Here is a 24,767-nt window from a genome sequence, read left to right on the forward strand (position 1 = left end):
CGGCTGACCTCGCGGCACGGCGTCGGCGCGGTGCGGCCGGCGGCCTAGCCACTCCGGGACTCGGTGGCGGGCTCCTGGGTGGCGGGCTCGCTCGGCTCGGTGGGCTCGATGGGCTCGCCCGGCTCGGCGGCCTCGGCGGGCTCGGCGGTCGGGACAGGGGTGGCACCGGCCTCGTGGCGCCCTGCACGGCGCAGCCCGATGGGCCACCAGATGCGGTCGCCCAGGTCGTAGGAGACGGCCGGCACGAGCAGGCTGCGCACCACGAGCGTGTCGAGGAGCACGCCGAAGGCGACGATGAAGGCGATCTGCACGAGGAAGAGGATCGGCAGCACCGCGAGGGCCGAGAACGTCGACGCCAGGACGATGCCCGCACTCGTGATGACACCGCCGGTGACGGCGAGCCCGACCAGGATCCCGGGCCGCGTGCCCCGGGAACGGGACTCCTCGCGTACGCGCGTCATGAGGAAGATCGAGTAGTCGATGCCCAACGCGACGAGGAAGACGAAACCGTAGAGCGGCGTCGACGGGTCCGAGCCCGGGAAGCCGAAGACGTGGTTGAACGCGATCGCCGAGACGCCCATCGTCGCAGCGAACGACAGCACGTTGGCGCCGACGAGGACCAGCGGCGCCACGAGCGAGCGCAGCAGCAGCATCAGCACGACGAAGATCACGGCGAGGATCGTCGGGATGATGACCTTGAGGTCACGCTCGCTCGCGAGGCGCACGTCGAGGTTCGTCGCCGTCTGGCCGCCGACCAGCACGTCGGTGCCCACCCTGTCGAGGGAGGAGCGCAGGGTCTCGATGGTGTCCTCTGCGGCGATGCTGTCGGCCTGGGCGTCGAGCGTGGCCTGCACGACGACCTGGCCGTCGACGACCTTCGGTGGCTGGCCGGGGACGAGGCCCACCTGCGGGTTGCTGACGCCCGGAGCGGACGTGAGGACCTGTACGACAGCCTCCGCCTTGCCCTGCGGTGCCGCGACCTGCACCGGTGAGCCCGAGCCGGCCGGGAAGTGCCGGGCGAGCACCTCCTGCCCCGTGACCGAGTCGACCTTGGTCAGGAAGAGATCGCTCTGGGCGACGCCGCGGGCGTTGAGCGTCGGCAGGAACGCCGCGCACGCGGCGAGGGCGAGCAGGGTGGCCACCCAGGTGCGCCGCGGGTGCCGGCCGACCACGCCGGCGACCCGGCCCCAGATGCCGCGGGTGCCGACCGCGTCGGCGCTGTGCACGTGGTCCACGCGGGGGACCTGCGGCCAGAAGATGCGGCGCCCGATGAGGAGCAGCACGGCCGGCAGGAAGGTCAGGGACGCCACGAAGGCCCCGACGATGCCGAGCGCCCCCACCGGACCGAGACCCTTGGTGCTGCCGAGGTCCGACAGGCGCAGGCACAGCAGGCCGAGCACCACGGTGGCGGCGCTCGCCGCGATCGGCTCGAGGGCGGCGCGCCAGGCGATCTTCATGGCGGCCCACGTGGAGTCCGTGTCGTGCAGCTCCTCCTTGAAGCGCGCCACGAGCAGCAGTGCGTAGTCGGTGGCGGCGCCGACGACGAGGATCGACAGGATGCCCTGGCTCTGTCCGCTGAGGCTGATGGCGCCGTTCTTCGCGAGCGGGAAGACGACGAGGGCAGCGAGGGACAGGCCGAACATGGCCGTGATGAGCACCGCGAACGGCAGGATCGGGCTGCGGTAGACGATGAGCAGGATGACGAAGACGACGCCGAGGGCGACGAGCAGCAGGATGCCGTCGATGCCGCTGAAGGCGGTGATGAAGTCGGCGAAGAACCCGCCCGCGCCCGTGACGTGCACGGTGAGCCCCGACGAGCCCAACGTGGACGACGCGGATTCACGCAGGGCCTGCGCGACGGCATACAGCGCGGTGTCCCCGGCGATGGTGTCCTCGGCCTTGTCCGCGAGGAAGGAGACGGGGATGAGGGCCGCCTGCCTGTCCTGGCTGGGGACGGCGCCCCGTGGCGGGGCCTGTAGGAACTCGCCGACCGTGCGCGTCTTGTCGGCGAGGCGCAGCCCGGGTATGCCGGCGACGTACTTCTCCACGGCCGAGAGGTCGGCGGGCGTCAGGCCGCTCGGACGCTCCACGACGACGAGGTAGGGCAGCGTCTGGGTGTCGCTCGTGCGCTGGACCAGCTTGCTGACCGTGGTCGACTCCGCCGAGGGTGGAAGGAAGTTCGCGTTGTCGTTCGTCGCGACCTCCGAGAGGCGTCCCACGAGCGGGCCGCCGATGGCGCCGATGGCGAGCCAGGCCAGCACCGCGAGGGCGGCGACCCACCTCACCGCGGAGCGGCCCCGAGGTTTCGTCGATCCGCGCCCGACCCGGGATGCGTCGCTCATGGACCCATTCTGGGGCAGGCGCGAGCCGCAACGTTGGACAGCGCGTCAAGCCGGGTGGAGCGGGGACGTCGGTGGTCAGCGCCAGCGGGCCGGTCACCGGGACACGACGTAACGCGGCTCGGTGAACCCGCCCTTGCCCCGCAGCTGGACCTCAGGCTGCACGGCGGTGCAGGCCAGGGCGAGGGAGCAGTGCTGGAGGGCGTTCCTCGTCGCGGGCGGCACCGGCTTCGAGGTGTTGCGCGAGATGACGAAGGTCGACTCGTCGTCGTCGAGGTGCCAGGTCCAGCCGGAGACGACCGCATCGCCGTTCCCACCGAGGACCACCGTCCCATCGCTCACCCGGACCACGCCTGCGCTGAACCAGAACCCGCCGTCGACGTAGTTCGAGCCGACCAGGTAGGTGCCCCTGCTGGAGAAGGCGGTCGGCATGAACATCGTCGGGTTCTCACCCGGGCCGCACTTCTGGATGGTCGTGGGGAAGGCCGGCCTCCCCAGGTCGACGACGGCCCAGCACGCCTCGTCCTGCACGTCGGTGGTCACCATCCATCCGAGTGCTGCCCGGGTGCCGTCCGGCGAGACGGCGACGACGTGGGGCGGCAGCAGGCTCGTGGCGCCCGTGGCGAGGTCCCAGGCGAGCGAGCCCTCGGACGGCCCACCGTTGAGGTATGCCGTATCGCCGACGATCGCGCCGACCTCACGGGCGTCCCGCCTCTGCCCGACCACCGCGCCGTTCGGCGCGTACACCACCAGCGTGCTGCCCGTCCCGTCCTTGGCCAGCACCCGGGTGCCGTCCGGCGACACGGCATACGCACCCGATGCGCCCAGGGTGCGCACCGTGCGGCCGGCGGGGGAGAGGATCTCCATCTCGCTCTGTGACGAGCCGGTGGACAGGTGCGACTGGACGACGAAGCCACCGTTCGAGAGGACGGCGAGGCTCTCCACGACGGTGCCCTTCTCGAGGTGGAGCACCGTGTCGCCGAAGCGGATCGTGTCGTCGAGGGCGTACGCGTCGGCGCGGGTCGCGACCGTCGGGGACGGTGTCGTCGTCGGGGCCGTCGAGGAGTGGCCGGTCGGTGGGCTGGTCGCTGCTGAGCCGCTGGGGGAGGGTAGCGAGGCCGTCGCGGTGGGTAGGGCGGGGACAGGCGGTGCCGAACCGCGGGCCGACAACAGGCCCGGCACGGTCAGAGCGACGATCGCCACGGCGGCGACGGCGACGACGGCGACGAGGGTGCGGGTGCGCCTGTTGCGGTGTCGGCGCGCGACGGCGACCGGCGCGAAGTCACCGGAGACCTCGACGGACGCCGCACGCTGCCGGAGCAGGGCCTGCAGCTCTTCCTCGTTGTGGTGGTCGGTCGTGTTCACGGCGTGACCTCCTTCATGGTGCGGCGCAGGGAGCTGAGCGCCCGGCTCGTGTGGCTCTTGACGGTGCCCACCGACACCCCGAGGATCTCGGCCGTCTGGGCCTCGGTGAGGTCCTCGTAGTAGCGCAGGACCACGGCTGCCCGCTGTTGCGGTGCGAGCGAGCACACGTGCGCCCACAGCTCGCTGTCGTGCGGTGTCGCGGGAGGGCCGGCCGGGTCGAGCACCCGGATCAGCTCGCTGTCGGTGCGTTCCCGGTGCCGCCAGGCGCGGCGCCACCACGTGGTGTGCTCGTTGACCATCACCTTGCGGACGTAGGCGTCGGGTGAGTGGGCCGCGCTGACGTGGTCCCACCTGCCGTAGACCTTGGCGAGCGAGGCCTGGAGCAGGTCCTCGGCGCTGTGCGCGTCGCCGGTCAGCAGGTAGGCGAAGCGCGCGAGTGAGCCCTGCCGGGCCCGCACGAACGCGGAGAAGTCGGACCCGCGCTCGGTCTCTCCCACGGTTCCCCCCGTTCGAGTGGTCTCACGCACCCTCGACGCGGTGGGCGCGCTCAGACGTTGTCATCACCGTCGATCTTCCTGGGCCGGCCCGCCGTCAGGAGCAGCTTCGTGACCTCCCCGGGCGTGGGCCTCAGCCGTGGATGAAACCCTCGAGCACGCCGGCGAACCGGTCCGGCTGCTCGAGGTGCGGGAAGTGGCCGGCGCCCTCGAACAGGACGATCTCCGCCTCGGGGAACACCTCCCGCGCCCGCTGCGCGTGACCGACCGGGATCATCCGGTCGCGGGTGCCCCAGATGACAAGGGTGCGCAGGTGCTCGGCGGTGACCAGCTGGCCGCGGGCACTCACCGTCTGGCCGCCCGGGTCGATGACGCCCCGGGTCGTCGCGAGGAAAGCGCGCCGGCTCTCGCCGTCCGACAGGGAGGTGAAACCCTTCCACGCCGCCGAGGCGTCGGCGCTCGGACGCCAGCCGAGGCCGCGCACCGCCTTGCCGACGCCCTCCACGCGCTCGCGCACCCAGGTCGAGGCGATGACGGGCAGCACGAGCTCCGCACCGGGCAGGGTGGCCGAGCGCAGCAGCGGGCTGACGGTGCGGCCCAGCCCTCCGCTCGCGACGAGGACGAGTGCCTCGACGCGCTCGGGGAAGAGGTAGCAGAACTGCATCGCGATGCCGCCGCCGAGGGAGTGGCCCACGAGTGTCACCTTCGGGATGCCGAGCTGGTCGACGAGGTCGCGCAGGATGGCCGCGTGCGACCCCAGCGAGTAGTCCCCGACCGGTTTCGCCGAGGCCCCGTGCCCGAAGAGGTCGGGGATCAGGACGCGGTGGGCGTTGTCGAGGCGGTCGAGCAGGTGCGTCCAGTTGTCGTGCGAGCCGAGCAGGCCGTGGATGAAGAGGATCGCCGAGCCGGACCCCGTGTCGACGTAGGACAGGTCGTGACCGCGCAGCCTCACCACCTGGGCCGGGAATCCCGGCGCGGGGCTCTCCCGCGATCCCTGTGCGCTCACCATGCTCTTGTCCTCCCGGCGGGCGCGCCCTCCGCCGCTGCGGTGGGCGGCGCTCCCACCTCCAGCGTGCCCCCGTCGGCCTTGTCCTGCAGGGCATCTGAGACAGTCGTCACCGGGCTCCCGGGCAAGTTGGTAGCGTCGCTGGCCATGATCTACCACCTGGCCGAGCAGGCCGACTGGGAGCAGGCGCAGCGTGACGGCAGCTACACGCGCTCCACCCGCGGGCGCTCGCTCGCCGAGGAGGGCTTCATCCACGCGTCCTCGGCCCAGCAGTGGCCGGTCGTCCGGTCGCGCTTCTACGCCGACGTCGCGGAGCCGCTCGTGCTGCTGCACGTCGACGAGACGCGACTGGCGTCGCCGGTCGTGCACGAGGTCGGTGACCCCGCCACGGGGGAGACGTTCCCGCACGTCTACGGCCCGATCGAGGTCGAGGCCGTCGTCGACACCACGATCCTCGAGCCCCCGCACGCCTGACCCGTCGAGGGGCCACGGGTGGCCCTCGTGACCCGTCGACAGGCCACGTCCGGCCCATCGGCTCACTCGGGGCGGATGCGCCCGCGTCCGGACTTCACCTGGGCGCGCCTCTTCTTGCCCTCGATCCGGCGCTCCTTCGACCCGCGCGTCGGTTTCGTCGCCCGGCGCGGTGCGGGCGGGGGAGCCAGGCCTTCGCGCAGCAGGTCCGCGAGGCGCTCGCGGGCCGCAGCGCGGTTGCGCAGCTGGGAGCGGAACTCGGACGCCACGACCGTGACCCGGCCACCGACCAGGCGGGGTGCCAGTGCTGCCGCGAGGCGGTCGCGCTGAGCCGCGGTCAGCGCGTCCGACGTTCCCGGCTCGAAGACGAGCTCGACCCGGCTGTCCGTCGTGTTGACGCCCTGCCCGCCGGGCCCGGACGAACGGCTGAAGCGCTCGACGAGCTCGGCGGCGGGGATGACGACGCCGTGTCGCAGCCCCGGACTGGGCGCGAGCACGAGGTCACCGCTGGGCTCGTTCACCGCTCCATTGTCCCGCCACCGCGGCCGGCCAAGAGGTCATGGGCGCCGCCGGACTCAGCGGGGCGGCATGCGGAGGGCGCCGTCGAGGCGGATGACCTCACCGTTGAGCATCGGGTTGTCGACGATGTGGCGCACGAGGCTCGCGTACTCCTCCGGGCGGCCGAGGCGCGAGGGGTGCGGCACCTGCTTCTCGAGGACCTCCTTGACCTCGCCCGGCAGGCCGGCGAGCATCGGCGTCTCGAAGGTGCCCGGGGCTATCGTCATGACGCGGATCGCCTTGTCCGCCAGGTCGCGAGCGGCCGAGAGGGTCAGCCCGACGATGCCGCCCTTGCTCGCGGCGTAGGCCGCTTGGCCGATCTGTCCGTCGAAGGCCGCGATGCTCGCGGTGTTGACGATGACGCCGCGGTCGCCGTCGACGGGCTCGTTGGCGAGCATCGCGGAGGCGGCGAGGCGCAGCACGTTGAACGAGCCGACGAGGTTGATGTCGATGACCGTCCTGAAGGTGTCGAGCGCGAGCGGGCCACCGCGACCGATGACGCGGCCGGGGGTGGCGACGCCGGCGCAGTTGACGGCGATGCGCAGCTGCCCGAGGCCCGTTGCGCGGTCGACGGCCGCCTGCACCCGGGCCTCGTCACGGACGTCGGTGGCGACGAAGACGGCGCTGCCGTCACGCTCGGCGTTGAGCTCGTCGACGAGCGCGGGGGCCGTCGATCCCTCGAGGTCGAGGATCACGACGGTCGCCCCGTCGGCGACGAGCCGGCGTGCGGTCGCGCCGCCGAGGCCGGAGCCGCCGCCGGTGACGAGGGCGACGGTGGACGAGTTCAGCTGCATGGCAGGCCTTTCGGGCGTATGCGGGGTGGTCGAGTTCGGGGCGCCGGCTCAGCGGGTGAGGAGCTGGCGGGAGATGACGAGCCGCTGGATCTGGTTGGTGCCCTCGAAGATCTGGGTCACCTTGGCCTCGCGCATGTAGCGCTCGAGCGGGAAGTCCTCGGTGTAGCCGGCGCCACCGAGCACCTGGACCGCGTCGGTCGTCACCTTCATCGCGGCGTCGGTGGCGACGAGCTTGGCGACCGCCGCCTCCGTGCCGAACGCACGCCCGGCGTCCTTGAGTCGCGCGGCGTGCAGGTAGGTGGCGCGCGCCGAGGTGACCGCGGCCTCCATGTCGGCGAGGAGGAAGGCCAGGCCCTGGAAGTCGGCGATCGGCCGGCCGAACTGCTCGCGCTCCCGGGCGTAGCCCGCGGCTGCGTCGAGAGCGGACTGCGCCAGTCCGGTTGCGGCGGCGGCGATCCCGAGCCGGCCGGCCTCGAGCGCGGACAGCGCGATCTTCATGCCGTCGCCCTCGCGGCCGATGAGGCGGGCGGCCTCGACGGGGACGCCGTCGAACATGACCTGCGCTACCGGGTCGCAGTGCAGGCCCATCTTGCGCTCCGGCGCCGCGAAGGACAGCCCCGTGGCGTCGCCCGGGACGACGAACGTCGACAGGCCCCTGCCGCCCTCGTCGGACGTGCGGGCGAAGGTCGTGTAGTAGTCGGCGTGACCGGCGTGCGAGATCCACGCCTTCGTGCCCTTGAGCGACCAGCCCTCGCCGGTCCGGCTCGCACGGGTCGTCATCGAGGCGATGTCGGAGCCGGCCAGCGGCTCGGAGAGGCAGTACGCACCGAGCTGGTCACCGGACAGCATCCCGGGCAGCAGCGCCTCCTGCTGCTCGCGCGTGCCGTGGGCCGCCACGGGGTAGGCCGTCAGGCTGTGCACGCTGACGCCCACCGCGACGCTCATCCAGACGGAGGCGATCTCCTCGACGACCTGCAGGTAGACCTCGTACGGCTGGGCCCCGCCGCCGAACTCCTCCGGGTAGGGCAGGGACAGCAGGCCCGCACGGCCGAGCGTGCGGAACGTGTCCTGGGGGAAGGTGTGCGCGCGCTCTGCGTCGTCGACCTTCGGCGCGAGGTCCTTGCGGCAGATCTCGCGGGTGAGCTCGATGAGATCGGCGGCGTCCTCGGTCGGCATCAGCCTCGTCGCTGGCATGGCTCAGATACTAGGACGTCCGAGCATTCCGTCCAAAGTGTGAGACGGAGGCCGTCCGCGGTGGGCGGACGCGCTGGGGGCCGGACGGCATACGGCCAGAGGCACGGCGGCACGGCCTCGGAAAATGGCACGACGGCACGAGCGTCACGCCCCTACCGTCGTGGGGTGCTCACGCTGCTGCGGCGGCCGCCGCGCGAGGCGGGCGCGACCTCGACCTTCTACGTGCTGACCGCGGTCGCGGCCTCGGCCTTCGCGATGTGCTTCACGCTGAACCTCGTCTTCCAGTACCGCGTCGTCGGGCTCGACCCGTTCCAGATGGTGCTCGTCGGCACGGTGCTCGAGGCGACCTGCTTCCTCTTCGAGGTGCCGACGGGGATCGTCGCCGACCTCTACAGCCGGCGCGTGTCGGTCATCATCGGCTTCCTGCTCGTCGGGGTCGGCTTCGCCGTGGAGGGGGTCGTGGCGACATTCGCTGCGGCGCTGGTGGGCAACGTGCTGTGGGGGATCGGCTACACCTTCACGTCCGGCGCGCTGCAGGCGTGGATCACCGACGAGGTGGGCGAGGAGAACGTCGCCCCCGTGTTCACCCGCGAGACGCAGCTGGACCTGGCCTTCGGCGTCGTGGGCACGCTGGTCGCCGGCGTGCTCGGACTCGTGAACCTGCGGGTCCCCGTCATCGCGGCCGGCGCCATCCTCGTTCTGCTCGCCGTCGGCCTGTGGGTCGTCATGCCCGAGCGGCACTTCCATCCGACGCCGCGCGGTGACCGGGAGACGTTCGGGCACATGAGGGAGCAGCTCGTCGCCGGGCTGCGGATCGCTCGTCGGCGCCGGGTCGTCCGGGTGTTCCTGCTCGTCAGCCTCCTGGTCGGCCTCGCGAGCGAGGTGTTCGACCGGCTCTGGCAGGTGCGCGTGCTCGACACCTTCGCGATGCCGGCCGTGTTCGACGGCGACGAGGCGGTCGCGTTCACCGTCTTCGCCCTGGTCGGCACGATGGTGTCACTGGGCGCTTCCCTGGCCAGTGGGCGCTGGCTCCCGCAGCGACTCGTGGACAGCAGTCCGGGTCTGCCCGTGGCGCTCGCGATGCTCCTGCAAGTGCTCGCGGTCGTCGGGGTGGCGGTGCTCGGCAACCTGTGGCTCGTCCTCACCTGCGTGTGGCTGCGCAGCGCGGCCATGGCCTTCAGCCGCCCGATCGAGTCGACGTGGGTCAACCGCAACCTCGACGGGCCGACGCGAGCCACGGTGCTCTCGCTGAACAGCCAGGCCAACGCCCTCGGCCAGGTCGCCGGTGGCCCGCCGCTCGGGGCGCTGGCGTCGTGGGCCTCGATCCCGGTCGCGCTCCTCGTGTCGGCCGTCGTGCAGGCGCCGTCGGTGGCGGCCTTCCTCCGCGTGCGCCACGTCGTCGGCGGCGCCCCCACGGGGCGCCCGCTGGAGCCGTTCCTCGAGGAGTGAGCTGCCGGCGTCAGCGCGGGTAGGTGCGGACCTCGGTGGCCTTGACCGCGGCCCACACCTGCTGGCCCACCTGCAGCCCGAGGGCGGTGACCGACTCGAGCGTCACCTCTGCGGTGAGCGGGAAGGCACCCACGAGACCGACCCGGGCCGACTGGCCCTGCATCGTGACGGAGGCGATGCGCAGTGGCCAGGTGTTGCGGGCCGAGCCCTCCGGTTCGTGCCGGTGCAGCGACACCGCGCTCGGGGCGATCGTCGCCCACACGGAACCCTCGGTCGGCGCCGTCGTGACGAGGAGCCCGCCGTCGCCGGTGTGTACGTGTCCGTGCGAGTCGCCCTGTGCGGCATACAGGTTCAGCCCGACGACCGTGCCGACGTAGGGGCTCCGGGGCTCGCGCAGCACCTCGGCGGGGCTGCCCGTCTGGGTCACGCGGCCGTCCTCGACGAAGACGAGGTGGTCGGCGAGCGTGAGGGCATCGAGTGGGTCGTGCGTGACGAGCACCGTCACCCCGGCGTATGCCGTCAGGCGGACCGCGAGGTCGCTGCGGGTCCTCGCGCGCGTGTCGGGGTCGAGAGCCGAGAGCGGCTCGTCGAGGAGCAGTAGGGCAGGATCCGTTGCGAGGGCACGGGCCAGGGCGACCCGCGCCTGCTGGCCGGAGGAGAGCTCGGCGGGCTTGGCTGTGGCGCGGTCGGCGAGCCCGACCCGGGCGAGCTCGTCGCGGGCGCGGTCACGGGCGCGGCGTCGGTCGACGCCGCGGCTGCGGGGTCCGTAGGCGATGTTGTCGAGGGCGCGCAGGTGCGGGAAGAGGAGGCTGTCGGCCAGCATGAGCCCGACCGCGCGCTGCTCGGGGACGAGCCGGCGGTGACCGTCGTCCCACACGTCCCCGTCGACGCGGATGTGACCGTCGGCGAGGGGGAGCACCCCGGCCAGGGCGAGGACGCTCGTCGTCTTGCCGCCACCGTTGGGCCCCAGCACGCCGATGACCTGGCCGGGGCGCGCGCTGAGCGACACGTCGAGCTCGACTGCGCCGCGCTGCAGGCGGATCCGCGCGTCGAGGCCCTCGCCGTCGTGCTGCGGCGCGGTCACTGCAGCCACCGGCCGCGCAGCACGCCGAGCACGAGGACGCTGACGGCGAGCAGCAGGATGCTGATCGAGATGGCGACCTGCGGGTCGCGCTCCAGCTCGACGTAGACGAGCAGCGGCAGCGTCTGCGTGCGGCCCGGGAAGTTGCCGGCGAAGGTGATGGTCGCTCCGAACTCGCCGAGCGCCCGGGCCCAGGCGAGTGCCAGGCCGCCGGCGATGCCGGGCAGGACGAGGGGCAGGCCGACGGTGCGCAGGTAGCGCAGGTCGCCGGCGCCGAGAGTGCGGGCGACGTGCTCGAGACGGGGGTCGAGGCCCCGCATCGCACCTTCGACGGCGAGCACGTAGTAGGGCATCGCCACGAAGGTCTCGGCGAGCACGACGGCGGCCGTGGTGAAGGGGATCTGGATGCCGAGCGGCGTCAGGTACTGGCCGACGACGCCGTTGCGTCCCCAGGTCATGAGGAGCGCGACGCCACCGACGACCGGTGGCAGGACGAGCGGCACGGTCAGCAGGGCGCGCACCCAGCTGGTGGCCCGACTGTCCGAGCGGGCCAGGAACCAGGCCAGGGGAGTGCCGAGCAGCAGGCACAGCACCGCCGTGGTCGAGGTGGTGGTCAGCGAGAGACGCAGCGCGGGAACGACGCTCGGGGTCGCGAGGTCGGACGGGATGCGTGCCCAGTCCGCCCGCAGCAGGAGCGCCACGAGCGGGACGACGAGCAGCAGCAACGCCAGCGCGGCAGGCAGGCCGAGGGTGACACGCGAACGCCACGTGGCGGCATACCTCATGTCGTCACTCTCCCCGGTGCCCCGCGAGCGGCGCTCAGGGCGCGCCGAAGCCGAACGACTGGACGGTCGACCGACCCTTTGCGCTGACGACGTAGGCGACGAAGGCCTTGGTGGCGGCGTCGTCGGACAGCGTGATGACGGGGTAGTCGAGGCGGGTGTTCACTGCGGACGGGATCTCGACGCCCTTGACGCTGCCCTTCGCGGCCACGACGTCGGAGTGGTAGACCACGGCCGCGTCGGCCTCGGCGAGCTTGACCTTGGCGAGGGTCGCCTTGACGTCGATCTCCTTGCTCACGACGTCGGGGACGACGTGTGCCTTGGCGAGGGTGGCCTGCGCGGCCTTGCCGCAGGGGACGGTGTCGGCGCAGAGGACGACCTTGGCGCTGGGCTTGGCGAGGTCGTCGATCGAGGTGATGCCTGCCGGGTTCGCAGGGGGGACCGCGATCTCGAGAACGTTGGAGGCGAACGTCCTCGTGTCTTTGGCCAGGCCCTTGTCGAGCGGCTGGGCGGCGGCCGTGCCGGCGAGGGCCAGCACGGAGGCGGGTGCGCCGTTGTCGACCTGCTGCACGAGGGTGGCGCTCGAGCCGTAGGACGGCTGCACCGTGACTCCGGGGTGCGCGGCCTCGAAGTCCTTGGCCAGCGCGTCGAAGGACTCCGTCAGCGACGCGGCGGCGAGCACGGTGACGGTGCCGTGCAGGTTCGCCGTCGAGGCGCCGCCGGCCCCCGGCTGTGCCGCCCCGCCGGAGAGGGCGCCGGTGGTGCCGCCGCACGCGGTGAGGAGCAGGGCCGCCACGGTGGTGACCGCCGCCGGCGCGGTGCTGCGGCGAAGGGTCGCCTGCCGGGCGGTCACGCGGGAACCTCCACGACCACGTGGGTGGACTTCACGCTCGCGACGGCGACCGAGCCGACCTCCAGCGCCAGGTCGTCGACGGACTCGCTCGAGAGCAGCGAGACGATGCGGAACGGGCCGCACTGCAGCTCGACCTTGGCCATGACCGTGTCACGCGTGATGGCGGTGACGATGCCCCTCATGCGGTTGCGGGCGGAGGCGCCGCCGATGGTGCCCACCGCAGCCGGGTGGGCGAGCTCCTGCGCGACCCCCGCGAGCTGCGCCCCGTCCACGGTGCGCCGACCGCCGTCGTCGGTGGCGCCGTCGAGGCGGCCGGAGTCGACCATCCGCCGCACGGTGTCGTCGGAGACGCCGAGCAGGGCGGCGGCCTCGGTGATGCGCAGGTGCGGCATGAAGGCGACGCTACACCCGCATCTGCGGCTTGACGGCCACTGATTGCGGAAGATTCGGCAGAGGGGTTGACGGCGTCCGGGGTGCGGGTCTGTAATCAACGTATTAGTTGATCAAGGAGTTGGTTGAACATGGCACGACGGGCGTCCGACGACGACCTCGACCGCGCGTTCGCGGCCCTGGCCGACCCGGTCCGTCGCGCCATCGTGGCGCGGCTGAGCCGCGGCGCCGCCACCGTCAACGAGCTCGCCGAACCGTTCGAGATCAGCAAGCAGGCCGTCAGCAAGCACATCCAGGTGCTCGAGGCGGCGGGCCTCGTGAGCCGCACGCGTGACGCCCAACGGCGCCCGGTGCACCTCGAGGCCGACCGGCTCGAAGCGCTGACGGCCTGGATCGACCGCTACCGCCTGCTCGCCGAGCAGCGGTTCCGCTCGCTCGACGCCGTCCTCGAACGCACCACGTCGGCGACGGCAGCGCCACCGGCCTCCCCGACCGTCACCACGCGCTTGCCGAAGCAGCGTGCCGCTCACCGCACAACTCACCGCACGACTCGCGACACGAGTCACGAGACGACTCACGACAAGGAGCAGCAGCCATGACCCACGCACTCGCCCTCGACATCCCGGCCGGCGTGCCCTGGATCGACTTCACCCGGGAGTTCGACGCGCCCGTCGAGGCCGTCTTCAACGCGCACCGCGACCCGGAGCTGGTCCGCCAGTGGCTCGGCCCCCGGGGCTACGAGATGCAGATCCAGCGCTGGGACTTCACCTCCGGCGGTGGCTACCACTACACCCACCACGACGGCGACAACGTCTACGGCTTCCGCGGCACGTTCCACACCGTCCGCGACAACGACATCGCCATCCAGACCTTCGAGTTCGAGGGCGCTCCCGACGAGGTCGCCATCGAGTTCATGCGGTTCGTCGACCTCGGTGACGGACGCTGCCGGCTCGAGGGCCGCAGCGTCGGCCGCACGGTCGAGGGGCGGGACATGATGGTGGCGAGCGGCATGGAGAAGGGCATGGCCGAGGGCTACGACCGCCTCGAGGAGATCGTGGCGCAGGCCGCCGTCACGCCCTCGAGCGCCCCCGCTCTCGGCTGACCACCGTGGACTGACCCCGCGAGCCACCGCCCGCACCACGCGTTCGGTCGCGAACCTCGTGCTCCACCGCCGAGTTCGCGACCGAACGGACCGTCCGGGTGCGGAAAGCGAACGTATGCGGTCCGGCACCCGGGTTCCCCGGGGACGCCGGCGGGCGGCATACTGACGAGCATGAGCAACGTCCCCCAGCAGCGGCTCGTGCAGACCGCGATCCCCGGCCCCAAGTCGGCCGCGCTCCAGGCCCGCAAGGCGGCGGCCGTGTCCGCCGGAGTCTCCACCGGCCTGCCGGTCTACGTCGAGCGCGCCGGCGGCGGCATCCTCGTCGACGTCGACGGCAACCAGCTCATCGACTTCGGCTCCGGCATCGCCGTGACCACGGTGGGCAACTCCGCCCCGCGCGTCGTCGAGCGCGTCACGCAGCAGGTGCAGGACTTCACCCACACCTGCTTCATGGTCACGCCCTACGAGGAGTACCTCGACGTCGCCGAGGCCCTCAACGAGCTCACGCCGGGCGACCACGAGAAGCGCACGGCGCTGTTCAACTCCGGCGCCGAGGCCGTCGAGAACGCCGTCAAGGTCGCCCGCCACTACACCGGCCGCAACGCCGTCGTCGCCTTCGACCACGCGTACCACGGCCGCACCAACCTCACGATGGCGTTGACGGCCAAGAACATGCCGTACAAGCACAGGTTCGGCCCGTTCGCCGGCGAGGTCTACCGCGCGCCGATGAGCTACCCGTTCCGCTGGCCCGGCGGTCCCGCCGACTGCGCCAAGGAGTCCTTCGACGTCTTCGTGCAGCAGGTGCACGCGCAGGTCGGCGAGGACAACGTCGCCGCCGTCGTGCTCGAGCCGATCCAGGGCGAGGGCGGCTTCATCGTCCCGGCGCCGGGCTTCGTCAAGCAGGTCGCCGAGTGGTGCACCGACAACGGCATCCTCTTCATCGCCGACGAGGTGCAGTCCGGCTTCTGCCGCACCGGTGACTGGTTCGCCAGCGAGCACGAGGACGTCGTGCCCGACCTCATCACCACGGCCAAGGGCATCGCCGGGGGCCTGCCGCTCGCCGGCGTCACCGGCCGCGCCGACGTCATGGACTCGGTCCACGGCGGCGGCCTCGGCGGCACCTACGGCGGCAACCCCATCGCCTGTGCCGCCGCGCTCGGCGCCATCGAGACGATGAAGGAGGAGGACCTCTGCGCCCGCGCCAGGCAGGTCGAGGCCCTCTTCGTCCCGCGCCTGCAGGCCCTCGCCGAGCGCTACCCGCAGATCGGTGACATCCGCGGCCGCGGGGCCATGCTCGCCGTCGAGCTCGTCAACGGCCCCGGCGACCTCACGCCCAACGCCGCCCTGACGGGCGCGGTCAACAGGGCCTGCCACGCCGAGGGCCTCGTGACCCTCACCTGCGGCACCTACGGCAACGTCTTCCGCTTCCTGCCGCCGCTCGCCGCCAGCGACGAGCTGCTCACCGAGGGCCTCGACATCTTCGAGAAGGCGTTCGCCGCCTCCGTCTGACACGCAGACCACCCGAGCACGTATGCCGTCCCGCTGACCCAGCGGGACGGCATACGTCGTCCTGGGGCTGAGGCGGGACCGATGACGGGAGGTTCCGTGGGTGTCGCGCGAAGGAGGGCCGCTTCATCGCCCCGCGTCCCGTCATCCGTCCCGTTGCCGCGGAGGCTGTGGACGCTGAGCCAGGCGTGGCTGCGGGACGGGCGAGTCTGGTGCGGTGCGCGAGGAACGTTCGGTGGCGGTTGCCGTGCAGAGGCTGGGTGGCACCTGCTCGTGGCGCGAGCTGCGCCGGGCGGTCCCGTGGCGCGCCATCGGACCGGCCGTGGCGGCCGGCGAGGTCGTGCGTCACGGCCACGGCGTCTATGGGCTTCCGGGCGCCGAGGCCGCAGGAGTGGTGGCGCGTCGACTGCATGCGACGGTGTCGCACCGCAGCGCCGCTCTGCACTGGGGGTGGAAGGTCAAGACGGTGCCCGCCCGTCCGGACGTCACGATCCCGGCCAACCGCAAGCTGCGGGAGAGCCAGCGTGGGCTGGCGATCCTGCACTGGCGGTCTCTGCCGGCGTCCGAGGTGGCAGGCGGTGTGACGTCGCGGTCGCGCACCGTCGTCGACTGCTGCCTGGACCTGCCGCTCGACGAGGCACTGTCCGTCTTCGACTCGGCCTTGCGTTCGGGAATGCGGAGGCGCGAGGTAATCGAGCTCGCGATGACGTTGGGCCCGCGGCAGCGGGCGCGCGTGCAATGGGTCGCCCGACACGCCAGCTCCCGCGCTGCCAACCCCTTCGAGTCGGTGCTACGCGCCATTGCCCTCGACGTGCCCGGCCTGTCGGTCGACCCGCAGGTGCGACTGCGTTACGACAGCGTCTACGCGCGGGTCGACCTGGCCGACGAGTCGCTGCAGATCGTGGCCGAAGCCGACAGCCACGAGTTCCACACCGAGCGAAGTGCCTTCGCCCGCGACTGCCGGCGCTACGACGAGCTGACCGTCCGCGATTGGATCGTGCTGCGCTTCACGTGGGAGCAGGTCATGTTCGAGCCTGACTGGGTGCGAGCGATGCTGACGGCGGCGGTCGAGCTCCGACGTCGTGGCCGTGCCCGGGACAGGGGACCGATGACGGGACGCAGGCTCGCGGCCCAGGCAGTGTGAGCGAGCGGGCTCCTGAGCCTCCCGTCATCCGTCCCGCCCACCGGGGGCGTATGCCGTGTCGCGGGCTCCGCCACACGGCATACGGCGGCGGGCGGCTCGGTCTACGACGGGTCGAGCGGGGTCACGTCGGGGCGCTTGGCCTGGCGGTGGTCGCCGGAGGAACGGCCGGTGAGGCGGCGGTGCACCCACGGCCCGACGTACTCCTTGGCCCACTGGGCGTTGGCCTGCAGCGCCTCACGTCGCCCGATGGGAGGCGCCGGCTCGAGCGGCGTCGCCCAGTCGGTCTCGGCCGGGGTGTGGCCCAGGGCCTCGAGGGCGGCGAGCGCGACCCGGCGGTGGCCCTCGGTCGTCATGTGGATGCGGTCCTCCGACCACATCCGCCAGTCGCGCAGCGCGTGCAGTCCCCACTGGTCGATGACGTGGGCCCCGTTGCGGCGGGCGATGCTCCAGATGTTCGCCGAGTGGATCGCCGCGCGACCCCGGGTGGCCTTGACCAGCGGCGCGTCCGCGGGATCGACCGGCGTGGCCATGAGCACGTCGGCGCCGGTGGCCCGGATGCGCGCGACCGCCGCCTCGAGCCGGGCGGCCAGCCCGTCGAGGTCCGCCTTGGGGCGCAGGATGTCGTTGCCGCCGCCGACGATGCTGACGAGGTCCGGTTGGAGCGAGAGCGCGTCCTCCAGCTGAGGCCCCACGACGTCGGCGAGCTTGCGGCCGCGGACGGCGAGGTTGGCGTAGCCGAAGTCGAGGCCCTGCCTCCGCGCGATCTCCGACAGGTGCGAGGCGAGCCGGTCGGCCCACCCGGCGTACTCGCCGTCGTGGCCGAAGGTCGGGTCGTCGTCGCACATGCCCTCGGTGAACGAGTCGCCGATCGCGACGAAGCGGGTCCAGACGGTGGGGCCCGAGCCGTCGGGCGCTGGCTGGGTCATGTCAGGCTCCAGTCGATTGGTGGGGCGCCCTGCTGGGCGAGGAGGTCGTTGGTGCGGCTGAACGGCCGCGAGCCGAAGAAGCCGGAGCGCGCCGACAGCGGGGACGGGTGGGCCGTCTCGATGCGCGGCACGTCGCCGAGCACGGGGGCGAGCGACTGCGCCTGCCGTCCCCACAGGATGGCCACGAGCGGACCGCCGCGCTGGGCCAGAGCCGAGATGGCCTGCGCGGTGACCGCCTCCCAGCCCTTGCCGTGGTGGCTCGCCGAGGCGCCCGGCCGCACGGTCAGCACCCGGTTGAGCAGCATGACCCCACGCTCGAACCACGGCGTCAGGTCGCCGTTCGCCGGCGTCGGCAGCCCGAGGTCCGTGCCCAGCTCCTGGTAGATGTTCTGCAGCGACCGGGGGACCGGACGCACGTCGGGCGCGACGCTGAAGCTGAGGCCGACGGGGTGACCGGCGGTCGGGTAGGGGTCCTGGCCCACGACGAGCACGCGCACGTCCGGAAGCGGCAGCGAGAACGCGCGCAGCACGTGGTCGCCGGCCGGCAGGTAGCCGCGCCCGGCCGCGACCTCGGCCCGCAGGAAGTCGCCCATCGCGGCGATGGTGTCGGCGACCGGCTCGAGCGCCGGGACCCACGTCGGGTGGACGAGGTCGCGAAGGGGGCGGGCGGGCACGGGCACACGCTACCCGCGCTCCCTGCGGCCCGTTCCACGTGATCCCGCCGCAGGCACCACTCCGGGATCACCTCGAACCGGCAGCAGGGCGGGCGACTGCGACACAATCGACCCCGATGAACCCCACACTGCGCGGACCAGCCCTCGTCGACGACACCGTGCTCCCCGACGTGCTCGTCCACGTCGAGGGCGAGCGCATCACGGCCGTCACCCCGATCGCCCCCGGAACCGAGCCGCCGCCCGGCGCCGACGCGGCCGAGCAGGTGAGCGGGACGGTGGTGCCGGCATACGTCGACCTCCACTGCCACGGCGGCGGCGGGACCGCCTTCACCGACCTGCGTGACGACGCGGCGGCCGCGGCGGCCGTGCACCACCACGCCCGCGGGTCCACGAGCCTGCTCGCCAGCCTCGTCACGATGAGCCCGCGCGACCTCGAGCGTGGCGTCGCGATGCTCGCCGAGCTCGCCGACGACGGTCTGGTCGACGGCATCCACCTCGAGGGCCCATGGCTCGCCGAGGCCCGGTGCGGCGCGCACGACCCGATGCTGCTGCGCGACCCGTCGCTGACCGAGGTGGAGCGGCTCATCGAGCTCGGCCGCGGACACATCCGGCAGGTGACGCTGGCCCCCGAGCGCACCAACGGCCTCGACCTCGTCCGCTGGCTCACCGCGGCCGGCATCCACGCAGCCGTCGGGCACACGACTGCCGACTTCGGCCAGGTCGAGGAGGCGGTCGCGGCGGGTGCCGACCTCGGCACGCACCTCTTCAACGGCATGGACCCGATGCACCACCGCAAGCCGGGTGCCGTTGCAGCACTGATGCGCTCGGCCGCACGGGCCCAGGTGACCGTCGAGCTCATCGCCGACGGCGTGCACGTCGCCGACGACACGATGCGCACGGTGCTCGACCTCGTCGGCGTCGACCACGTCGCCTTCGTCTCCGACGCCATGGCGGCGGCCGGCGTCGGCGACGGCGCCTACGTGCTCGGTGGCCTCTCGGTCGTCGTCGACCACGGCGTCGCCCGGGTGGCCCGTCCCGACGGGGAGCCCGGCTCGATCGCGGGGGGCACCAGCCACGTCGCCGACATCGTCGCGCGGGCCGTTGCCGCCGGCATACCCCTGCCGTATGCCGTCCGCCCCGGCACACGCACCCCGGGCCGCGCGCTCGGGCTGGCCGACCGCGGCGTGCTGGCGCCCGGGGCGCGCGCCGACCTGCTGGTGCTCGACGGGTCGGCGCGGCCCAGCCGGGTCATGAGGCGGGGCCGGTGGCTGGACGCGGACGGGTCCTAGCCGCCCCGGGAGTTACCGGCGCCGGAGAACCGCCAGCTGGGCCGCGCTGTGGACGAGCGGGCTGTCGTAGGTGGCGACGAGCTCGAAGCCGCGTCGCTGGAACATCTCGATGATCCGGCCCGAGGTGACGGGGTCGATGACGCCCGGCTCCTCCTCGGAGTGGAGCTGCTTGCCCAGGCGTGAGTTGAGCGAGACGGCCCAGGCGATCCCCCTCGCCACGACGAGGTCGACGTAGTTCTCGACGACGTCCGGCTCCATCTCCTGGAAGGAGTAGGAGTTGACGAAGACGTCGAACTCGGCGGTGACGTCGGGCAGGCGGTAGTTGGGCATCACGGCCGAGCCGGCGAGCTCGAGCCGGCCGCTCGACGCGACGCTGCTGTCGTAGACCGCCACCCGGTCCCCGAACAGCTCGCGGAGGTACCAGGACGCGACCGTCAGCAACGGAGGGATGTCGACGTTGACGTAGACGGCCTCCGGGTCGCGGGTCAGCAGGAACTCGCCGAGGGAGCCGAAGCCGCCGCCGATCTCCAGGAACCGCCGCGGTGGGGCCTCGACGTGCCGGGAGAGGGCCGCCATGCACAGGGCGTAGTTGAGGTAGGGCCGGGTCCACCCGTGTGCGGCGCCGGTGAGCCGGTAGTACTGCCACGGCTTGCCCACCGTGGACTCGCCGAGGCCCTCGAGGTCGCACGGCCAGCTGCGCTGGTCCCAGGCGAGCCGCAGCGCGTCGAAGTCCCGCCTGGCCTCGGGGGTCGCGGTGAGCGCCGACCGGGTCCACTGGGGCGCGGTCTTCTCGGTCAGCAGCGGCTGCGTGAGGGCGACCACCTTGTCCATGACCGCGTTGGTGTAGCCGACCCCGTAGCGCGGGTAGAACCACCACGACGCCGTGGGCCACGACTTGAACGTCTCCAGGCCCCTGCCGCGCAGGTCCGCGAGCAGCGCCTCCAGGCCCGGGCCCCAGAAGCTGGTGGGTCGGTAGAGGGCGTCCGCGGCGGCCAGCTCGTCGAGGGATCGCTGGGTCAGGGCGGACCAGTCCAGCACGGCGGTCTCGGTCATGGAGTGCATGGTGCCCGGCCGAGGCCATTCCTGGCGACCCGAGATGCACAAGTGTGAGATGCGCCGTCGGGGCTGTCCGGGCTCTGTACGGTTCGAGGTCCGGGGGCCGGCTGTCCTAGGCTCGGGCGGTGACTTCTCCCCGCTGGTCCACCGCCGTCTTCGACCTCGACGGCACGCTCGCCGACACGATCCACCTCATCGTCGAGTCCTACCAGTACGCGTTCCGGACGATCCTCGGCCACGAGGAGGACCCGAACGTGATCCGCTCGTGGATCGGCCGGCCGCTCATCAACGCCTTCCGCGACCACTCGCCGGAGCACGCGGACGAGCTGTACGAGACGTACCTGAAATGGAACGCCGACAACACCGAGCGCCTCATCAGCGGCTACGACGGCGTGCGCGAGGTCCTCGCCGACCTGCGCGCGGCCGGGGTGCACGTCGGCGTCGCGACGTCGAAGCGCCGTGAGTCGGCGCAGCAGGCGATGGACATCCTGGGCCTGAGCGAGCACGTCGAGGCGCTCGTCGCGATGGAGGACACCGACCGGCACAAGCCCGACCCGACGCCGCTGCTGCTGGCTCTCGAGCGGATGGGGCGCGGCTCCAACAACGCCGTCTACGTCGGTGACGCCGTGGTCGACGTGCTCGCCGGCAAGGCGGCCGGAATGGACGCCGTCGCGGTCACCTGGGGTGCGGGTCGCGAGGAGGCGCTGCACGAGGTGCGGCCCACGGCCGTGGTCACGACGGCGGCCGAGCTGCGCTGCACGCTCCTCGGCTGACCTGCACGGCTGGCCTGCTGGGCTGACTGGCCCAGCTGTGCTCGGGCCGCTCGCCGTTCCCGCAGCAGGCCCTAGCATCTGTGCGTGCACAGCTTCGACAAGGACGCCGACCACCTCGCCGTCGACAAGGTCCTCGACTACGCCCGTGAGCGGCTCCTCATGGACCCGATCCCGCTCGACGGCGCGCAGACGCAGGACTACCTGCGCGCGGTGGCCGGCGAGACGATCACCAGGCAGGGGCTGGGGTCGACGCGGGCCATGGAGCTCTTCGAGCACACCCTCGCCCCCGCCTGCCTCTCGACCGACCACCCGCGCTACCTCTCCTTCATCCCGTGCGCGCCGACCCGCGAGGCCGCTGCGTTCGACGTCGTCGTCGGCGCCTCCTCGGTCTACGGGGGGTCCTGGATGGAGGGGGCCGGTGCGGTCTACGCCGAGAACCAGGCGCTGCGCTGGATCAGCGACCTCGCCGAGCTGCCGGAGTCTGCTGGTGGCGTCTTCGTGCCCGGTGGCACGGTCGGCAACCTGTCGGCGCTCGTGGTGGCACGGCATACGGCACGGGTTCGCGCGACGGAGGCCGGCACGGGAGCCCGCCCGTGGCGCATCGCTGCCACCGACAACGCGCACTCGTCCGTCGTCTCGATGGCCGCGGTCATGGACGCCGAGGTCTGCGGCGTGCCCGTCGACGAGAAGCTGCGCCTGACCGGGGCCGAGCTGCGCCGGACGCTGGAGGAGTACGGCCCCGAGACGTTCTTCGCGGTGGTCGCGACGAGCGGCACGACCAACTTCGGCGTCGTCGACGACCTCGCGTCGGTCGCCGAGGTCTGCCGCGAGTACGGCCTGTGGCTGCACGTCGACGGCGCCTACGGCGGTGCGGGCCTCGCAGCGCCCTCGGTGCGCCACCTGTTCGACGGCATCGAGCACGCCGACTCCTTCATCGTCGACCCGCACAAGTGGCTCTTCGCGCCGTTCGACTGCTGTGCCCTCATCTACCGCGAGCCCGAGCTCGCCCGCATCGCGCACACCCAGGAGGCGGGCTACCTCGATGTCATCACCAAGTCCGCCGAGTGGAACCCGACCGACTACTCCATCGGCCTGACCCGCCGGGCCCGAGGCCTGCCGCTCTGGTACTCCCTCGCCGTTCATGGCACCGACGCCTACGTCGAGGCGATCGAGAGCACGCTCGAGGTGTCCCGCTTCGCCGCCGACGAGATCGGCCGGCGCGACTACCTCGAGGCGGTGCGTGAGCCCGACCTGTCGGTGGTGGTCTTCCGGCGCATCGGCTGGGAGCCCAAGGACTACCAGGCGTGGACCGACCGGCTCCTGGCCGAGGAGTTCGCGTTCGTCGTGCCGACGACCTTCCGCGGGGAGACCCTGACGCGCTTCGCGATCGTCAACCCGCACACGACGAAGGAGGACGTCAACGCCATCCTCGACACGATGTCGTGAGCGAGGGGCAGGCGCCGGCGGCACTACCATGAGTGGCGCCGCCACGCCATGCCGAAGCGAATGACACCCCTGTCATTTGGGTCTAGGGTATGAGCGGAGCCAACGCCATACGCAGCATCACGTCAGGTGAGACGGGGACATGAGCACAGAACACGCCACGGCGCAGCCGCAGCGCCAGCAGCCCGAGGACGGCCTCAGCCCGCGCGACCTCGAGATCCTGGCCTTCGAGCGCCAGTGGTGGAAGTACGCCGGCTCCAAGGAGCAGGCCATCAAGGAGCTCTTCGACATGAGCTCCACGCGCTACTACCAGGTGCTCAACGCGCTGCTCGACAGCCCGGCCGCCCTCGAGGCCGACCCGATGCTCATCAAGCGCCTGCGCCGGATGCGCGCCAGCCGCCAGCGTGCGCGCACGAGCCGCCGCCTGGGCATCAACGTCTGACCGGAGTCCCGACCTCCGACCGAGGTCCGAGGCTCACCCCGGGTGAGCGGTCTGCCCCACCCGCGCCGTGGCAGCGCGCCACCGGGGCGCTCGCGTGGTTCACTTCCCTCATGGCCGAGGTGACCATCCGTCGTGCATCGGCCGACGACGCCCTCGTCGTCGCTGCCCTGCACCTGCAGTTCGCGCGCGAGCTCGGTATGCCGTCCGAGCCGGGCTACCTCGACCGCTTCGTCGACGCGTGGCTGGCCGAGCGGCCCGACCGCCCGACGTGGATCGCCGAGAGCCGGGGCGAGCACGCCGGCATCCTCGAGACGCGCCGCATCCGGGCCCTGCCGTGGCCCGGTCGCAAGGACGTCTCCTGGTTGCACGTCGGCGGCCTCTTCGTGACGCCCACCTGCCGCGACCGTGGCGTGGGACGGGCACTCACCGAGGCGATGATCGAGTGGGCGCGGACGACCGACGTGCAGTGGATCCGGCTCAAGGCCCCCGACGAGCAGGCCCAGGAGTTCTACGAGCGGCTCGGCTTCACCTCGCCGGGGCGGCTCATGGAGTTCGACCTGGGAGAGCCGCGATGAGCGTTGTCGGGCCGGGCCCGACCAACTCGCTCGTGGATGTCGCCGGCCTGCGCGTCGGCCACTGCACCCGCGACGAGCCGGGATGGCTGACCGGCGTGACCGTCGTCCTGGCCCCGGAGGGTGGCGCCGTCGCCGGGGTCGACGTGCGCGGAGGCGGTCCGGGCACGCGCGAGACCGACCTGCTCGACCCCCGCAACCTCGTCGACCGGGTCGACGCCATCGTCCTCGGCGGCGGATCCGCCCTCGGCCTGGGCGCGGCCGACGGCGTCATGGGGGCGCTGCTCGACGACGGGATCGGCTGGCCCATGGGCGAGCCCGGCCTCGTCGTGCCGATCGTGCCGACCGCGATCCTCTTCGACCTGGGCCGAGGGGGCACCTGGGGTCACCACCCGCGCGCGGAGGACGGGAGGGCGGCATATGCCAGCGCGTCGTCCACGGCCGTGACCCAGGGATGCGTCGGCGCCGGGACGGGCGCGAAGGTGAGCGGCTTCAAGGGTGGCATCGGCTCGGCGAGCGTCGTGCTCGAGTCGGGCACCACGGTCGCCGCCCTCATCGCCGTGAACGCCGTCGGATCGGCCGTCGACCCCTCGACGGGGCTGCCGTATGCCGTGGGCCTGGGTCTCGGGGACGAGCTGGCCCACGTGGGCCGACCGAGTGCGGCCGAGCTCCATGAGTCGCGGGCGCGGGCGGAGGCCTTGCCGGCCGCCGCCGGCCGTCCCGGCATGGCGACGACGATCGGGGTCATCGCGACCGATGCGACGCTGACGAAGGCCCAGTGCCAGAAGATGTCGGGCATCGGTCACGACGGCTACGCCCGGGCGCTCAAGCCGGTGCACACGCTCTTCGACGGCGACACCCTCTTCACGCTCGCGACCGGCGACCGGCCGGCTCCCGACCCGGTCGAGCAGACCCTGCTGATGGAGGCCGGCGCGGACTGCGTCGCCCGGGCGATCGTCCACGCCGTGGTCGCGGCGACGTCGGTCGACCGCTCCGCCGACGGGGGAGTCGCGCTGCGGTCCTGGTCCGACGCCTTCCCCTCGGCCTTCAGCGGCTGAGCACGC

The 24,767-nt window shown here is 72.5% G+C and carries 25 protein-coding genes and 1 pseudogene; 12 read left to right on the forward strand and 14 right to left on the reverse strand.

The window, feature by feature from the left end:
• Positions 1 to 44: 44 nt before the first annotated feature.
• The 4 genes from ABD194_RS11210 to ABD194_RS11225 all read right to left on the reverse strand — a co-directional run bounded on the left by ABD194_RS11210 (position 45) and on the right by ABD194_RS11225 (position 5,207).
• On the reverse strand, positions 45 to 2,342 hold the full coding sequence (locus tag ABD194_RS11210; RefSeq protein ID WP_343991291.1) for an MMPL family transporter: 2,298 nt from the start codon (positions 2,340 to 2,342) through the stop codon (positions 45 to 47).
• A 93-nt stretch (positions 2,343 to 2,435) separates the two neighbouring features.
• Positions 2,436 to 3,704, reverse strand: a complete 1,269-nt coding sequence (locus tag ABD194_RS11215; protein WP_343991293.1) for a hypothetical protein — start codon at positions 3,702 to 3,704, stop codon at positions 2,436 to 2,438.
• Positions 3,701 to 4,201: a SigE family RNA polymerase sigma factor gene (locus tag ABD194_RS11220; RefSeq protein WP_343991295.1), complete on the reverse strand. Its 501-nt coding sequence runs from the start codon at positions 4,199 to 4,201 to the stop codon at positions 3,701 to 3,703. Before ABD194_RS11220 ends, ABD194_RS11215 begins: the two co-directional genes overlap by 4 nt.
• A 130-nt stretch (positions 4,202 to 4,331) precedes the next feature.
• On the reverse strand, positions 4,332 to 5,207 hold the full coding sequence (locus ABD194_RS11225) for an alpha/beta fold hydrolase (RefSeq protein ID WP_343991297.1): 876 nt from the start codon (positions 5,205 to 5,207) through the stop codon (positions 4,332 to 4,334).
• A 144-nt stretch (positions 5,208 to 5,351) separates the two neighbouring features.
• On the opposite strand from ABD194_RS11225, the gene ABD194_RS11230 reads away from it, so the two are divergent.
• Positions 5,352 to 5,678, forward strand: a complete 327-nt coding sequence (locus ABD194_RS11230; protein WP_343991299.1) for a DUF952 domain-containing protein — start codon at positions 5,352 to 5,354, stop codon at positions 5,676 to 5,678.
• Positions 5,679 to 5,740: 62 nt separating this feature from the next.
• Here the strand turns inward: ABD194_RS11230 and arfB are convergent, their stop codons facing one another.
• From arfB to ABD194_RS11245, 3 genes are read right to left on the reverse strand one after another with little or no spacing between them, the layout of a single operon-like run.
• Complete coding sequence (arfB, locus tag ABD194_RS11235; RefSeq protein WP_343991301.1) at positions 5,741 to 6,196, reverse strand: alternative ribosome rescue aminoacyl-tRNA hydrolase ArfB; 456 nt, start codon at positions 6,194 to 6,196, stop codon at positions 5,741 to 5,743.
• A 54-nt stretch (positions 6,197 to 6,250) separates the two neighbouring features.
• Positions 6,251 to 7,027 carry an SDR family NAD(P)-dependent oxidoreductase gene (locus ABD194_RS11240; RefSeq protein WP_343991303.1) on the reverse strand — a complete coding sequence of 259 codons (777 nt, stop codon included), beginning with the start codon at positions 7,025 to 7,027 and terminating at the stop codon, positions 6,251 to 6,253.
• A gap of 48 nt (positions 7,028 to 7,075) precedes the next feature.
• The gene (locus ABD194_RS11245) at positions 7,076 to 8,221 is read right to left on the reverse strand and encodes an acyl-CoA dehydrogenase family protein (protein ID WP_343991305.1); all 1,146 of its coding nucleotides are present in this window, start codon (positions 8,219 to 8,221) and stop codon (positions 7,076 to 7,078) included.
• A gap of 165 nt (positions 8,222 to 8,386) precedes the next feature.
• Between ABD194_RS11245 and ABD194_RS11250 the strand changes: the two genes are divergently transcribed.
• Positions 8,387 to 9,670: an MFS transporter gene (locus ABD194_RS11250; protein ID WP_343991307.1), complete on the forward strand. Its 1,284-nt coding sequence runs from the start codon at positions 8,387 to 8,389 to the stop codon at positions 9,668 to 9,670.
• Positions 9,671 to 9,680: 10 nt separating this feature from the next.
• On the opposite strand, the gene ABD194_RS11255 is transcribed toward ABD194_RS11250, so the two are convergent.
• Genes ABD194_RS11255 through ABD194_RS11270 form a run of 4 tightly spaced genes read right to left on the reverse strand, consistent with a single transcriptional unit; the run spans position 9,681 to position 12,778 of the window.
• Positions 9,681 to 10,763 carry an ABC transporter ATP-binding protein gene (locus ABD194_RS11255; protein ID WP_343991309.1) on the reverse strand — a complete coding sequence of 361 codons (1,083 nt, stop codon included), beginning with the start codon at positions 10,761 to 10,763 and terminating at the stop codon, positions 9,681 to 9,683.
• Positions 10,751 to 11,536: an ABC transporter permease gene (locus ABD194_RS11260; protein WP_343991311.1), complete on the reverse strand. Its 786-nt coding sequence runs from the start codon at positions 11,534 to 11,536 to the stop codon at positions 10,751 to 10,753. Before ABD194_RS11260 ends, ABD194_RS11255 begins: the two co-directional genes overlap by 13 nt.
• A 34-nt stretch (positions 11,537 to 11,570) precedes the next feature.
• Positions 11,571 to 12,386, reverse strand: coding sequence for a molybdate ABC transporter substrate-binding protein (gene modA / locus ABD194_RS11265; RefSeq protein WP_343991313.1), 816 nt, complete (start codon positions 12,384 to 12,386; stop codon positions 11,571 to 11,573).
• Positions 12,383 to 12,778, reverse strand: a complete 396-nt coding sequence (locus tag ABD194_RS11270; protein ID WP_343991315.1) for a TOBE domain-containing protein — start codon at positions 12,776 to 12,778, stop codon at positions 12,383 to 12,385. Before ABD194_RS11270 ends, modA begins: the two co-directional genes overlap by 4 nt.
• Positions 12,779 to 12,907: 129 nt before the next feature.
• On the opposite strand from ABD194_RS11270, the pseudogene ABD194_RS11275 reads away from it, so the two are divergent.
• The 4 genes and pseudogenes from ABD194_RS11275 to ABD194_RS11290 form a co-directional block, all read left to right on the forward strand.
• A pseudogene (locus ABD194_RS11275) lies at positions 12,908 to 13,252 on the forward strand (ArsR/SmtB family transcription factor); the annotation flags it as partial.
• 119 nt (positions 13,253 to 13,371) lie between these two features.
• Entirely contained in the window at positions 13,372 to 13,878 is a 507-nt protein-coding gene (locus ABD194_RS11280) for an SRPBCC family protein (protein WP_343991317.1), read from the forward strand.
• 171 nt (positions 13,879 to 14,049) lie between these two features.
• Positions 14,050 to 15,387, forward strand: coding sequence for a 4-aminobutyrate--2-oxoglutarate transaminase (gene gabT, locus ABD194_RS11285; protein ID WP_343991319.1), 1,338 nt, complete (start codon positions 14,050 to 14,052; stop codon positions 15,385 to 15,387).
• A 232-nt stretch (positions 15,388 to 15,619) separates the two neighbouring features.
• On the forward strand, positions 15,620 to 16,528 hold the full coding sequence (locus ABD194_RS11290) for a hypothetical protein (protein WP_343991321.1): 909 nt from the start codon (positions 15,620 to 15,622) through the stop codon (positions 16,526 to 16,528).
• A 101-nt stretch (positions 16,529 to 16,629) separates the two neighbouring features.
• On the opposite strand, the gene ABD194_RS11295 is transcribed toward ABD194_RS11290, so the two are convergent.
• The gene (locus ABD194_RS11295) at positions 16,630 to 17,454 is read right to left on the reverse strand and encodes an SGNH/GDSL hydrolase family protein (protein ID WP_343991323.1); all 825 of its coding nucleotides are present in this window, start codon (positions 17,452 to 17,454) and stop codon (positions 16,630 to 16,632) included.
• Positions 17,451 to 18,128, reverse strand: coding sequence for a uracil-DNA glycosylase (locus ABD194_RS11300; RefSeq protein WP_343991325.1), 678 nt, complete (start codon positions 18,126 to 18,128; stop codon positions 17,451 to 17,453). Before ABD194_RS11300 ends, ABD194_RS11295 begins: the two co-directional genes overlap by 4 nt.
• A gap of 116 nt (positions 18,129 to 18,244) precedes the next feature.
• Between ABD194_RS11300 and ABD194_RS11305 the strand changes: the two genes are divergently transcribed.
• Positions 18,245 to 19,417 carry an N-acetylglucosamine-6-phosphate deacetylase gene (locus ABD194_RS11305; protein WP_343991327.1) on the forward strand — a complete coding sequence of 391 codons (1,173 nt, stop codon included), beginning with the start codon at positions 18,245 to 18,247 and terminating at the stop codon, positions 19,415 to 19,417.
• A 12-nt stretch (positions 19,418 to 19,429) separates the two neighbouring features.
• On the opposite strand, the gene ABD194_RS11310 is transcribed toward ABD194_RS11305, so the two are convergent.
• Complete coding sequence (locus ABD194_RS11310) at positions 19,430 to 20,470, reverse strand: putative sugar O-methyltransferase (protein WP_343991329.1); 1,041 nt, start codon at positions 20,468 to 20,470, stop codon at positions 19,430 to 19,432.
• Between the two features lie 128 nt (positions 20,471 to 20,598).
• Here ABD194_RS11310 and ABD194_RS11315 point away from each other — a divergent pair, with 128 nt between their 5' ends.
• The 5 genes from ABD194_RS11315 (at position 20,599) to ABD194_RS11335 (ending at position 24,761) form a co-directional block, all read left to right on the forward strand.
• Positions 20,599 to 21,246, forward strand: coding sequence for an HAD family hydrolase (locus ABD194_RS11315; RefSeq protein WP_343991331.1), 648 nt, complete (start codon positions 20,599 to 20,601; stop codon positions 21,244 to 21,246).
• A gap of 84 nt (positions 21,247 to 21,330) precedes the next feature.
• Positions 21,331 to 22,692, forward strand: coding sequence for a pyridoxal phosphate-dependent decarboxylase family protein (locus ABD194_RS11320; protein ID WP_343991333.1), 1,362 nt, complete (start codon positions 21,331 to 21,333; stop codon positions 22,690 to 22,692).
• 139 nt (positions 22,693 to 22,831) lie between these two features.
• Positions 22,832 to 23,131, forward strand: a complete 300-nt coding sequence (napA, locus tag ABD194_RS11325) for a nucleoid-associated protein NapA (protein ID WP_343991335.1) — start codon at positions 22,832 to 22,834, stop codon at positions 23,129 to 23,131.
• 110 nt (positions 23,132 to 23,241) lie between these two features.
• Entirely contained in the window at positions 23,242 to 23,706 is a 465-nt protein-coding gene (locus tag ABD194_RS11330) for a GNAT family N-acetyltransferase (RefSeq protein ID WP_343991337.1), read from the forward strand.
• Positions 23,703 to 24,761 carry a P1 family peptidase gene (locus ABD194_RS11335; protein ID WP_343991339.1) on the forward strand — a complete coding sequence of 353 codons (1,059 nt, stop codon included), beginning with the start codon at positions 23,703 to 23,705 and terminating at the stop codon, positions 24,759 to 24,761. Before ABD194_RS11330 ends, ABD194_RS11335 begins: the two co-directional genes overlap by 4 nt.
• Positions 24,762 to 24,767: the final 6 nt, after the last annotated feature.

Origin of the sequence: Terrabacter terrae (assembly GCF_039529575.1) — a bacterium.
Classification (GTDB): Bacteria; Actinomycetota; Actinomycetes; order Actinomycetales; family Dermatophilaceae; genus Terrabacter; species Terrabacter terrae.

Excerpts from the sequence above, each read along its gene's own strand:
- ABD194_RS11210 (WP_343991291.1), bottom strand. The coding sequence starts at position 2,342 with ATGAGCGACGCATCCCGGGTCGGGCGCGGATCGACGAAACCTCGGGGC.
- ABD194_RS11225 (WP_343991297.1), bottom strand. The coding sequence starts at position 5,207 with ATGGTGAGCGCACAGGGATCGCGGGAGAGCCCCGCGCCGGGATTCCCG.
- ABD194_RS11230 (WP_343991299.1), top strand. The coding sequence starts at position 5,352 with ATGATCTACCACCTGGCCGAGCAGGCCGACTGGGAGCAGGCGCAGCGT.
- ABD194_RS11240 (WP_343991303.1), bottom strand. The coding sequence starts at position 7,027 with ATGCAGCTGAACTCGTCCACCGTCGCCCTCGTCACCGGCGGCGGCTCC.
- ABD194_RS11245 (WP_343991305.1), bottom strand. The coding sequence starts at position 8,221 with ATGCCAGCGACGAGGCTGATGCCGACCGAGGACGCCGCCGATCTCATC.
- ABD194_RS11260 (WP_343991311.1), bottom strand. The coding sequence starts at position 11,536 with ATGAGGTATGCCGCCACGTGGCGTTCGCGTGTCACCCTCGGCCTGCCT.
- ABD194_RS11270 (WP_343991315.1), bottom strand. The coding sequence starts at position 12,778 with ATGCCGCACCTGCGCATCACCGAGGCCGCCGCCCTGCTCGGCGTCTCC.
- ABD194_RS11280 (WP_343991317.1), top strand. The coding sequence starts at position 13,372 with ATGACCCACGCACTCGCCCTCGACATCCCGGCCGGCGTGCCCTGGATC.
- gabT (WP_343991319.1), top strand. The coding sequence starts at position 14,050 with ATGAGCAACGTCCCCCAGCAGCGGCTCGTGCAGACCGCGATCCCCGGC.
- ABD194_RS11295 (WP_343991323.1), bottom strand. The coding sequence starts at position 17,454 with ATGACCCAGCCAGCGCCCGACGGCTCGGGCCCCACCGTCTGGACCCGC.
- ABD194_RS11305 (WP_343991327.1), top strand. The coding sequence starts at position 18,245 with ATGAACCCCACACTGCGCGGACCAGCCCTCGTCGACGACACCGTGCTC.
- ABD194_RS11310 (WP_343991329.1), bottom strand. The coding sequence starts at position 20,470 with ATGACCGAGACCGCCGTGCTGGACTGGTCCGCCCTGACCCAGCGATCC.
- napA (WP_343991335.1), top strand. The coding sequence starts at position 22,832 with ATGAGCACAGAACACGCCACGGCGCAGCCGCAGCGCCAGCAGCCCGAG.
- ABD194_RS11330 (WP_343991337.1), top strand. The coding sequence starts at position 23,242 with ATGGCCGAGGTGACCATCCGTCGTGCATCGGCCGACGACGCCCTCGTC.
- ABD194_RS11335 (WP_343991339.1), top strand. The coding sequence starts at position 23,703 with ATGAGCGTTGTCGGGCCGGGCCCGACCAACTCGCTCGTGGATGTCGCC.